Genomic DNA, 12,044 nt, shown 5'->3' with positions numbered 1-12,044 from the left:
ATGGTTAATGGTTTTTCAGGGTTTTAACTAACTCCAGATCGATGGTGCGGTCGGCCATGTTGGCACTCTTTACCTCTACCAGCACCTCGTCGCCAAACGAAATAATGCGCTTGTTCTGGCGTCCGATAATGCGATAATTGCTAGCGTCCAGTTCATAGTAGTCGTCGTTCAGGTCAGACAGACGAACCATACCCTCGCACTTGTTCTCTTCGATCTCCACAAATATACCCCATTCCGTGACACCAGAAACAATGCCTTTATACTGGTTGCCAATAGTGTCTTTCATGAACTCCACCTGCTTGTACTTGATAGAGGCACGTTCGGCGTCGGCGGCGCGTTTCTCCATTTCGGATGAGTGGCGGCAACGCTCCTCATAGGCTTCTTTGTCCTCCGACTTGCCTCCGTCGAGGTAATGCTGCAACAGGCGGTGGGCCATCATATCGGGGTAGCGGCGAATCGGGGAAGTGAAGTGCGAATAGTGGTCAAACGCCAAGCCGAAGTGGCCCTCAGGCTCGGTGCTGTACTTGGCCTTGGCCATCGTCCGGATAGCCAGGTTCTGCAATACGCTCTGCTCCGGCTTTCCCTCAATCTCTTCTGTCAGGTTGTTCAGCTCTTTTGAAATGTCGCCATCCGGGTCTACGTTGTAGCCGAACTTGCGCGCAAACAGCGAGAACGTGCTGAGCTTGTCAGGGTCCGGGTTGCCGTGCGTGCGGTATACCATGGTAGGGCGCTGCTTGCCTTTGCCCAGTTTAAAGACATACTCGGCCACCTTTCGGTTAGCCAGCAGCATAAACTCCTCGATCATTTTGTGGGCGTCCTTGCGCTCTTTTATATACACGGAAAGCGGTTTTCCGTTTTCATCAAGGTTGAACTTCACCTCGGTTGTCTCGAAGCTGATAGCCCCGTTTTTAAAGCGCTTGTCCTTGAGTTTTTTGGCGATGTCGTTCAGGGTGTTGATCTCCTCTGCGAAGTCGCCCTCGCCTGACTCAATGCGCTCCTGCGCCTCTTCGTAGGCAAAGCGGCGATCCGAGTAAATCACGGTGCGGCCATACCAGGTATCATACAGCTTGCCGTTCTCGTCCAGTTCCAGCACCACTGAGAACGTCAGCTTCTCTTCGTTTGGCCGAAGCGAGCAAAGGCCGTTCGAGAGGCGCTCTGGCAGCATCGGGATGGTTCTGTCCACGAGGTATACCGAGGTGGCTCTATGGAAGGCCTCTTTCTCCAGAATGCTCTTCGGCACCACATAATGGGTCACGTCGGCAATGTGCACGCCTATTTCATAATGGCCGTTCTCCAGCTTCTGGATAGACAGCGCATCGTCAAAGTCCTTGGCATCGGCAGGGTCGATGGTGAAGGTGGTTATACCGCGGAAATCGCGGCGCTTGGCAATTTCAGCTTCCGTTATTTTGTCGGAGATGACTTCTGCCGCTTCCTCCACCGATTCGTTGAACTCGAACGGCAAACCGAACTCAGCCATGATGGAGTGTATCTCTGCCTCGTTCTCGCCAGCCGGTCCAAACACCCGGATTACCTCACCCGTCGGGTTTTTATCGGGCTTATCAGGCCACTCCACTATCTTCACCAGCACTTTGTCGCCGGACTGCGCCCCGTTCAGGTTGCGCTCGCCCACGAACACATCAAAGTAAAGTTTCTTGAAGTCAGGCACCACAAAACCGAAGTTCTTTGAGATCTCCATGATTCCGACCAACTCGGTGCGGGAGCGCTCCAATACCTCGATCACGACGCCTTCCTGGCGGCCACCGCGCACCGTTGGCGAAACCTCTACCTTCACAATGTCGCCGTCCATGGCATATTTTAGCTTCTCGCGGAACACGCGCACGTCGTCCTCGCGCCCTTCCGACACGATGTAGGCGTATTTGCTGTTCGCCAGGTCCACGCGGCCCGTAATGATGTCCACTTTCAGGTTCATCATGTATTTGTCGTCGTCAGTTGGCAATAGCTTGTTCTCTTTTACCAGTTCACCCAAAATGCTTTTCACCTGGTCGCGGCCCTTCTGGTCTACCACGCCTAGGCGGCGGCATAAGGTACGCTCGGTAAATGCGGTATCCGGGCTGTTGGAAAACACTTCCAGCACTAACGCTTTAGCTGATTTTGGGACTCTGTTGCGGTCGGAGGAGCCTCCGCCGCGCTTTGATGAGGATGACTTTCCTCTTGATGAGCTCTTTCCTTTGGATGATTCGCCCCGTCCTCTGGAGCTGTTGCGATCGGTGCGATTTTCGTCGCCTCCTTTATTTTTCTTATTTCTCATGTATCGTTTTAATGCATCCTGTTGGGCAGCCGCACTCGGGCAACCACCACCTGTACTACAGGCATTTGCTTAAATAGTTTTATTACTATACGCCGGACGGGGTTGTAAGGCTACCCGGGAAGCGCATATTTAGCCTGAATTTATATATAATAATTTACATATAAGGTATGGAGAGGCAATTACCCGCAAGCCCCGGCAGGTAGGGGAGTCGCAAAAATGCCTTAGACAGCAGTATGGGTTCTGCCTCAGCCAAGGCTTTCCTTCATGGCCTCGCGCCGTTCCTGCGCCAGCAGAATGTCTTCCGGTTCCCCTTTCGGTATAGCCTGAAGCAGAGCGCGGGTATACGCCTGCTGTGGGTTCCGGAAAAGCTGTTCCGGTGTGCCGCTTTCTACTATCTGCCCCTTGCTCATCACCAAAATGCGGTCCGACATATACTTAGCCACCGAGAGGTCGTGGGTGATGAAGATATAGGTCATCTGGAACTCCTGCTTCAGTTGGTTCAGCAGGTTGAGCACCTGCGCCTGCACCGACACATCGAGCGCCGACACCGATTCGTCACAGATGATGCATTTGGGCTGTAGCGCCAGTGCCCGCGCAATGCTGATGCGCTGCCGCTGCCCACCCGAGAACTCATGTGGATAACGCTGGAAGTGCTCTGGCGTAAGTCCTACCTTTTCAAGCAGTTCCATTGTTTTGGCACGGCGTTCTTTGTTATTGGCATGCAGGTTATGCACCTGCATCGGCTCCATGATTGCCTCGCCCACCGTATGCATCGGGTTGAGAGACGCGTAAGGATCCTGAAAGATCATCTGAAAGTGGCGGCGGCTCTTTCGCAGCGCTTCCGAACTGAGTTTGGCAATGTCGCGGCCATCGAACAGGATGCTTCCTTCTGTGGGTTCTATCAGGCGCAACAGGGCGCGGCCCAGGGTGGTCTTGCCGCAGCCCGATTCCCCCACCAGCCCGATGGTCTCGCCGGGCTGCACGTCAAAGCTCACGCCATCCACTGCCTTTACGTACTCGGTAGTGCGGCCAAAGAAGCCTTTCCGGATCGGGAAATATACCTTTAGGTCGGTGACCTGCAGCAGCGGCGGGCTTTGGGCATTTTCTTTTTGCTGTTTTAGCGTCGCCACGGTTTCTATATAGCCGTTTACCACCTCTGCCAGCGACGGCTCCTGCATGCGCTTTCTTTTTTCGATGATGTTGCCCGCCGCATCCTCCTCCATAAAATCAGAAACGGTAGGCAGTATGGACTGCGGCTTTGCCGACAGTTTTGGGCGGCAGGCCAGCAAGCCTTTGGTATAGGGGTGCTGCGGATTCGTGAAGATGTCCAGCACCTTGCCTTGCTCCACTAGTTTGCCTTTATACATCACCAGAATACGGTCCGCGATCTCAGCTACTACCCCTAAGTCGTGGGTAATGAACAGGACGGCGGTGTTCTCCTTCACCCGCAGTTCGTCTATCAGCTGCAGCATTCGCGCCTGTACCGTCACGTCCAAGGCAGTGGTGGGCTCGTCGGCAATCAGGAGGCTGGGCTCGCAGGCCATGGCCATCGCGATCATCACGCGCTGCTTCTGCCCACCTGATATTTCGTGTGGATAAGCGTCGTATATTTTCTCTGGGCGTGGCAACCTTGCTTTCTCAAAAAGCTGTATCGTGCGCTGCCTTGCCTCTTTTTTAGATAAATTGGTATGAAGCAGCAATACTTCCGCCACCTGTTTTCCACAGGTATACACCGGGTTCAGCGACGACATCGGCTCCTGGAAGATCATGCTGATCTCATTGCCGCGCAGGCGTTGCATCTGCTTCTCGGGCAGCTGCAACAGGTCTACCTCTCCCAGCGTTTCCGCTTGAAACAGCGCCTCCCCCCCTGCTATCCTTCCTGGCGGGGTATTGATAAGCCGCATCAGCGAAAGTGACGTCACCGATTTTCCGGACCCCGATTCTCCCACAATGGCCACCGTCTCGCCTGGGTACACCTCAAACGAAACTTTGTCCACGGCCGTAACGGTGCCGCGGTGCGTCGAGAAAACTGTCTCTAAATCTCGGACCTGAAGAAGGGGAATAGGTATAGCCAAAGAGGATTAGGGTTTATGGGTTAGGTAAAAATAAGGTTTTTAAGTGATTGTTGGTTGTTTATTGCTGCTTCTTATACCCCTTTATGCATCTATCGGCAGCCTGGATATGAATGAAGGTTCGCAGCTATACCCCCATTTGCGAACCTAAAAGGTAGTCAGTACATTTATACTGTACATTTTAAGAACTCAGACCATGACTAAAACTATCATCTTCGACCTTGGCGCTGTGCTGATTGACTGGAACCCGCATTACCTATACCGTAACCTGTTTGAGGAAGAGGCCAAGATGCTGCATTTCCTGGAGAACATCTGTACCCCGGATTGGAACGAGGAACAGGATGCAGGGCGGCCGCTGCACGAGGCCACAGCCTACCTGGTAGAGAAGCACCCTGAGCATGAGGAGCTTATCCGGGCGTTTTATGGCCGTTGGGACGAGATGCTGGGTGGCGCGATTGAGGGCACGGTGGAAATATTCCGGGAGCTGAAGGAGAGCGGCAAATATAAGCTGTATGCCCTCACCAATTGGTCGGCCGAGACGTTCCCGATTGCGCAGGAGCGGTTTGAGTTTTTGAGCTGGTTTGATGGCACGGTGGTATCAGGTGAGGAGAAAGATCGCAAGCCCTTCGACAGCTTCTACCATACCCTGCTGAAGCGCTACGAGGTGCACCCATCAGAGGCTGTGTTCATCGACGATAACTTACGCAACATCAAAGCCGCGGAGCAACTGGGCATCGACTCTATACACTTTACCACTCCGGAGGCCTTACGGGCAGAACTGCAGAAGCGCGCGATTTTGTAACAGATCAGCTTTTAGTTAGCTTAAGCTCATACATAGAAAAGGCGGCTATTTTGGGAATAGCCGCCTTTTCTATGTATGAGCCCACTTACAATTACAGGCCTTTTTCTTGCTCCATCATGCTTTTGTGCGTTACATGCGTGTCATCCTCGTGTTCCCCGAAGAAGCGCTTTTGGTTGAAAAGGATAAACAGCACCCCAACGAAGATAGCAGAGTCGGCTACGTTAAAGATTGGCCACAAAGACATCGGACGACCGCCCATTATAGGTACCCAGTTTGGGATGATGCCTTCCCATATATCCACGTAAAACATATCGATTACCTGCCCATGGAACCACGGGGTAGTCGCGCCATAGGGGGCGTTATCAAACCACACACCATAGAAGGTACTGTCGATCAGGTTGCCGATGGCACCGCCCAGAATGAGGGAAATGCACCAGATCAAGCCTTGTGGCGCCTTGTGCTTTACCAGGTAATAAAGGTAGTAGCCGATACCGAACATGGCCACCAAACGGAAAAGCGTTAGGATAAGCTTGCCATAGTCAGAGCCAAGCTCCACGCCGAAAGCCATACCAGGGTTTAGGGTATAGTGCAGCTTCAGCCAGTCACCGATCAGGTGTATCTCGCCGGGCAGGCCCATTTCCATGTTGTAGTGCACGATTAGCTTCACAGCCTGGTCCACTAGGATAACGGCAAGCGCGACAAGGTAATATTTCCAATATTTCATATCTGATTTTTAAACAGCGGCTTCGCTAAACGATAGCTGCTGCAAGTATACTTTTTAAAGTATGAAAGCACCGGAAATACATTTTCCGGTGCTTTTTGTTTTAGATGACAGTGCTTTCTACTGTCTGGATGCGGATATACACTTTATACTCGTCGATATCCAGCAAGGTCGCGTCCTGCAGCTCGTCCACCACATCCAGCTTCAGTGCCTGCGTTTCGGCGCAGATATAGTTGCTGTAGTTGGCTACGGCGGCGTTAACCTCTGCCTCTGCGCGCTGTAACGTGATGTTGATCTTGTCCTGCACCTCCAGATTAGTGTCCTTGCGGAGGTTCTGGATGCGGTTTACCAGGTCGCGGGCAATGCCCTCCTGCTTCAGCTCGTCAGTCAGGGTAATATCCAGCGCTACGGTCAGCTTGCCTTCACTGGCCACCAGCCAGCCCGGGATATCCTCCGAGGAGATCTCCACGTCGTCCGGGGTCAGCACCGCGGTTTCGTCGTCGGCCAGCATGATCTCAAAGCCGCCTTCGCGCTCGAGGTGCGCGATGTCGTTCTGGTCCATTTGCTGCACGGCGGCAGCCACTAGCTTCATCTTCGGCCCGAACACCTGGCCTAGCTTCTTGAAGTTCGGCTTGATCTTCTTCACCAGGATGCCGGATGTGTCGTCGATGTACTCCACGGCCTTCACGTTCACCTCGCTCATGATCAGGTCTTCCACGGCCTGTATCTGCTGCTTAGTATGCTCGTTGAGTACCGGGATCAGGATGCGCTGCAGCGGCTGACGCACTTTGATCATCTCCTTCTTGCGCAGCGAGTGCACCAAAGATGATACGGTTTGCGCCAATTGCATGCGCTCTTCCAGGTTCTTGTCAATCGCACCGTCTGCCACTTTCGGGAAGTCTGCCAGATGCACCGACTCTACCTTGTTCTTATTGCTCACGCCGTTCAGGTCGCGGAACAGTTGCTCGGCGTAGAATGGCGCGATTGGCGAGATGAGTTTGGCGACGGTCTCCAGGCAGGTATAAAGCGTCTGGTAAGCGGCCATCTTGTCTTCGTTGTACTCGCCTTTCCAGAAACGCTTGCGGTTCAGGCGCACGTACCAGTTGCTCATGTCGTCCACCACAAAGTCCTGGATGGCACGGGCGGCTTTGGTCGGGTCGTAATCGGCCAGGTAAGCATCCACGTCCAGCACCAGCGTGTTCAGCTTCGAGATGATCCAGCGGTCGCTTTCAGTTCTCTTCTCCAACGGCACATCGGCCTCGGCGTAGGTAAACTTGTCGAGGTTGGCGTACAGCGCGAAGAAAGAGTAGGTGTTCTGCAGCGTACCGAAGAAACGGCGCTGCGTCTCCACCACACCCTCGGGGTTAAACTTCAGGTTGTCCCAAGGCGGCGCATTCGCGATCATGTACCAGCGCACCGCGTCCGGGCCATACTGGTTGATCATTTCGAACGGGTCGATGGCGTTGCCGAGGCGCTTGCTCATCTTGTTGCCGTTCTTGTCGAGCACCAGTCCGTTGGCGATCACGTTCTTGTAGGCCACGCTGTCCTCCAGCATCACAGCCAGGGCGTGCAGCGTAAAGAACCAACCGCGTGTCTGGTCAACTCCCTCCGCGATATAATCGGCCGGGAAGTTGGCTTTGAACACGTCCTTGTTCTCCAGCGGGTAGTGCCACTGGGCGTACGGCATGGCACCTGAGTCGAACCACACGTCGATCAGGTCCAGTTCTCTGTGCATTGGGCGGCCGGAGCGGCTCACCAACACGATATTGTCCACGTATGGGCGGTGCAGGTCTTTTACTTCTACTGCAGCCTCCATCACGCCGGCCTCCACAGCCTTTGCCATTTCCTCCTGCAGTTCCGCGATAGAGCCGATGCAGATCTCCTCCTCACCGTCCTCTGTCCGCCAGATAGGCAGCGGCGTGCCCCAGTAGCGTGAGCGCGACAGGTTCCAGTCCACGAGGTTCTCCAGCCAGTTGCCGAAACGGCCTGTGCCGGTAGACTCCGGCTTCCAGTTGATGGTCTTGTTCAGCTCGATCAACCTGTCTTTTACGGCCGTGGTCTTAATGAACCAGCTATCCAGTGGGTAGTATAAAACGGGCTTGTCCGTGCGCCAGCAATGTGGGTAGGTGTGCTCGTATTTCTCAACCTTAAAGGCCTTGTTCTCTTCTTTCAGTTTGATGGCGATCTTTACGTCCGTCGGCTTATAGTCCGGGGCCGACTCGTCCTCGCCAGTGTAGTTCTTAACATACATGCCGGCAAAGTCGGTGATCTCCCTTACGAAGCGGCCTTGCTTGTCCACGATCGGAACCTGCTTGCCGTTCTCGTCGGTCACCAGCAGGGCCGGGATATCATTCTGCGCGGCCACTTTAAAGTCATCGGCGCCAAAGGTCGGCGAGATGTGTACGATACCGGTACCGTCCTCTGTCGTCACGAAATCGCCCACGATCACGCGGAAGGCTGGCTTGTCTGGCTGCACGTAGGGCATCAGCTGGTGATACTCCACGCCTGCCAGGTCGCTGCCTCTGAACTCCTCCACTACTTTGAATGGAATCAGCTTGTCGCCCGGCTTGTAGTCTTCCAGCGCCAAATCCGCAGCTTTTGGGTTAAAGTAGCGGCCCACCAAATCCTTGCCCACGATCACGGAGATCGGCTCGAAGGTATACGGGTTGAATGATCTTACTTTAACATACTTGATGCCCTTGCCCACGGCCAGTGCGGTGTTGGCAGGCAACGTCCAGGGGGTTGTCGTCCAGGCCAGGAAGTATACTTTTTCCTCCTCGCCCTCAAACAGGAACATGTTGCGCGTGATCTTCTTCACCTCGAACTGCGCCACAATGGTCGTGTCCTTCACCATCTGGTAGCAGCCCGGCTGGTTTAGCTCGTGCGAGCTCAAACCCGTGCCCGCTCCCGGAGAGTATGGCTGGATGGTATAGCCCTTGTACAGAAAGCCTTTGTCATACAGGCGCTTCAGCAAGGCCCAGCAAGACTCAATATACTCGTTCTCGAACGTGATGTAGGGGTTGTTGAGGTCTACCCAGTAGCCCATTTTCTCGGTCAGGTCGTCCCACTGGTGCTTGAAACGCATCACGGTTTCGCGGCAGCGCTGGTTATACTCCTCCACCGTAATGGACTTGCCGATATCCTCTTTCGTGATACCTAGCTCTTTCTCTACCTGCAACTCAATCGGCAGGCCGTGCGTGTCCCAGCCGCCTTTGCGGTTTACCTGGTAGCCTTTCAGGGTCTTGTAGCGGCAGAAAATATCCTTCACGGCGCGGGCCATCACGTGGTGGATGCCCGGCTTTCCGTTGGCAGACGGCGGTCCTTCGTAAAACACGAAGTTCTCGTGGCCATCGCGCGTCGACACCGATTTCTCAAAAATGTTGTTCTGCTTCCAGAACTCCAGTACTTCCTCGCCAACTTTGGCGTAGTTCAGGTTCTTATACTCGTTGTACTTTACCATTTTCAGGTTCTTCTTGATCTAGTTTACGTCTGAGCTGCGCTAAATCCAGCTCCTCATCATCTTCTTCAAAATATGCCTCGTCGATCTGCTCGATCAGGGCGTAGGGGTCCCGCTCGTACTTGCCGTTGTCGAAACTCATTAGCAAGGTAGGCAAGATAATCAGGTTTGTAAATAAGGCAATCAATAAACTCACCGACATCAGCACTCCCAGGGCCTTTGTGCCGCCAAATTCGGAGAAGGCGAAGATCACAAAGCCGAAAAACAGGATGATGGAGGTATAGATCATACTGGTGCCCGCCTCCTCTAAACTGCTCGTGATGGCCCGGCTCACGTTAAAGCCGTTGTGCAGCAACTCGTGCCGGTACTTGGCCAGAAAGTGAATCGAGTCGTCGATGGCAATACCCAGTGCGATGCTGAAGATGAGCGCGGTGCTCGGCTTCAGCGGAATGTTTAAAAAGCCCATCAAGCCCCCCGCAATCAGCAGCGGAATCATGTTCGGAATCAGCGAGATAACCACTACCCGGATAGACTTAAACAACAAAGCAATGGTGATCGTTACCAACACAAAAGCCAAAAGCAGGCTCGAGCGCAGGTTGTTGATCAGGTACTGGTTGCCTTTGATGAACAGCAACGTGGTTCCGGTCAGGCTCACGGAGGTTTCGCTGCCGGTGTCGTCGCGGATGAACTTCATGCTGTTGCCCACTTCCTCTATCCGCACGCCCTCGCCACCGTATATCTCGGCCAGCTGTGGCTTTATCTTCTTCAGGAGCAGCGTATCCAGTTCCCGGGAGCCCACATCGGCCACTTTAAGCGAGATGCGCGCGCGCTGGCCGGTACTGTCCACGAAGGAGCGCAACAGGCGCTGGTTCGCGCCCTCGTCCTGCTTGGCCAGGTAACTGAAGATGAAGTTGCGCTCGGTATTGTCGGGCAGGCGGTATGAGTTTGGGTCACCCTCGTAAAATGCCTGCGTGGCTGTTTTCACCAAGCCCACCACCGAAATCGGGGCAGACAGGATCGGCTGCGTGCGTAGGAAATCCTCCAGTTCGGCTAGCTTTCGCAGGTTCGGCAGGCGCATTACGCCCTGCTTTATACCTGTGTCCACGATCACCTCCAGCGGCATTACACCATTGAAGTGCTGCTCAAAAAAAGCCAGGTCGGCGTTCACGCTGCTTTCCTCCGGCAGGTCATCCACCATGTAGGAAATCGTCTTCACTTTGTAGATACCCCAGAATGAGAGGGCCAGCACCAGCGTCAGGAAGAAGTACACGATGTGGCGCTTGTGGTGCACCACGTAATCGAAGAACTCCAGCAGCTTGTTCAGGGGCTTGGCGTCGAGGTGGCGCAGTTGCCGCTCGGTAGGCGGCGGCAGGTACGAGAACATGGCCGGCACCAGAATCATGCTGATGATGAAGGTGACGAAGATATTGATGGCCGCCACCACTCCAAACTCATACAAAATGGCGATGTGCGTAAACGTGAACACGATAAAACCAATGGCCGTTGTCGTGTTGTTCACCAGGTTCACCAAGCCAATTTTGCTGATAACGCGGGAGAGCGCCAGTATTTTGTTGCCGTGCCGACGGTAATCTAAATGGTAGCGCGCCAGCAGGTAGGTAGAGTTGGGTATACCAATCACCACAATGATGGAGGGTATAAGCCCGGTCAGGAGCGAGATCTTAAAGCCCAGCAGCGAGATGGTGCCCAATACCCAGATCACGACCACGCTGATGACCACGATGGGTATCAGCACAGCGTAGAAAGAGCGGAAAAACAGGAACAGCGATACGGCGGTTACGAGCAGTGCCAGCACCAAAAAGAGCTTCATCTCCGCCGCCACCTTCGTCGTCATGACGGAGCGCACGAACGGCAGTCCGGCGTAATGCAGCTTTATTTTCGTTGATTTTGAAAAGGCCTCGGTATGCGCCAGGATGTCGTCCATCACCCCGATGCGGCGGGCTGAGTTGAGGTAAGCGGCATCCATGGTAACGGCCAGCAGTGTCGCGCCGGTTTTGTTGTTGATGATCTGCCCATCGTAGAAACCCTGCTCCCTGACCACCTGTACCAGGCTGTCCAGTTGCGGCTGTGTTTCAGTTTCAGGGAAAGGCTGGAAGATGTTTTGCGTGATGAACTTGCGGTCGGCGGTGTCTTTTACAACCTGGACCAGGTTTGGCAGCGCGATAACGGCCTTTACGCCCTCCACTGTTTTTAATTGTTTCGTCAGCTCGTCCAGCGCCCGGAAGTTTTCCAGTTGATAAACGCTTTTGTCCTGCATGCCAACCACCAGCACATTGCCATCCTCGCCAAACGTTTGCTTAAAGCGGGTCAAGTACATCATGTCCGGGTCGTCCGGGCTCACCACGTTGGCGAAATCATACGACATCTCTACGTCTTTGGCCTGGTAGCCCATAAACGCAGTAAGCACGGCCAAGAGCAAGATGAGTCTCAGCCTGTTTTTTATTATAAAAATGGCAATCCTATTCCACATGGTCAGCTACAATTCGGCAAAGGTAGGCAATTTTGCTTATTTGTGTGGCTTACAATCACCTGCCTTAGCTTTTACACTTCATCGAATAGTATGCCCATATCGCGCGATTAAGCTTTAATCGTGCTGAAAGAGGTTGCCCGATTTAACAAGGTTCCGGATCGTTTAGGCAGGCCAGCAAGTCCACTACAGACAACTTGACGGGCAGGCTCTAAACCTTTTAGACTTTTACTTAAAA

At 53.8% G+C, this 12,044-nt stretch carries 6 protein-coding genes; 1 reads left to right on the top strand and 5 read right to left on the bottom strand.

Annotated elements, in window-relative coordinates:
* Window positions 1–4: 4 nt before the first annotated feature.
* Together rnr and ACXYMU_RS11765 are read right to left on the bottom strand one after the other, a co-directional pair.
* Window positions 5–2,269 (bottom strand): ribonuclease R, encoded by a 2,265-nt coding sequence (rnr, locus tag ACXYMU_RS11770; RefSeq protein WP_458986590.1) that lies wholly within the window; start codon window positions 2,267–2,269, stop codon window positions 5–7.
* Between the two features lie 245 nt (window positions 2,270–2,514).
* Entirely contained in the window at window positions 2,515–4,344 is a 1,830-nt protein-coding gene (locus tag ACXYMU_RS11765; RefSeq protein WP_458986589.1) for an ABC transporter ATP-binding protein, read from the bottom strand.
* A gap of 193 nt (window positions 4,345–4,537) precedes the next feature.
* Here ACXYMU_RS11765 and ACXYMU_RS11760 point away from each other — a divergent pair, with 193 nt between their 5' ends.
* Window positions 4,538–5,143, top strand: a complete 606-nt coding sequence (locus ACXYMU_RS11760) for an HAD family hydrolase (RefSeq protein WP_458986588.1) — start codon at window positions 4,538–4,540, stop codon at window positions 5,141–5,143.
* A 91-nt stretch (window positions 5,144–5,234) separates the two neighbouring features.
* On the opposite strand, the gene ACXYMU_RS11755 is transcribed toward ACXYMU_RS11760, so the two are convergent.
* The 3 genes from ACXYMU_RS11755 to ACXYMU_RS11745 all read right to left on the bottom strand — a co-directional run bounded on the left by ACXYMU_RS11755 (window position 5,235) and on the right by ACXYMU_RS11745 (window position 11,746).
* Window positions 5,235–5,867 (bottom strand): lipoprotein signal peptidase, encoded by a 633-nt coding sequence (locus tag ACXYMU_RS11755; RefSeq protein WP_458986587.1) that lies wholly within the window; start codon window positions 5,865–5,867, stop codon window positions 5,235–5,237.
* A 100-nt stretch (window positions 5,868–5,967) separates the two neighbouring features.
* Window positions 5,968–9,324 carry an isoleucine--tRNA ligase gene (ileS, locus tag ACXYMU_RS11750; protein ID WP_458986586.1) on the bottom strand — a complete coding sequence of 1,119 codons (3,357 nt, stop codon included), beginning with the start codon at window positions 9,322–9,324 and terminating at the stop codon, window positions 5,968–5,970.
* Entirely contained in the window at window positions 9,302–11,746 is a 2,445-nt protein-coding gene (locus ACXYMU_RS11745; protein WP_458986720.1) for an efflux RND transporter permease subunit, read from the bottom strand. The genes ileS and ACXYMU_RS11745 overlap by 23 nt, the downstream gene beginning before the upstream one ends.
* Between the last annotated feature and the right edge of the window lie 298 nt (window positions 11,747–12,044).

The sequence above is a fragment of the Pontibacter sp. CAU 1760 genome, assembly GCF_054482735.1.
Note: the sequence above shows the minus strand (reverse complement) of the source record. Positions and strands in the feature narration are given on the sequence as shown.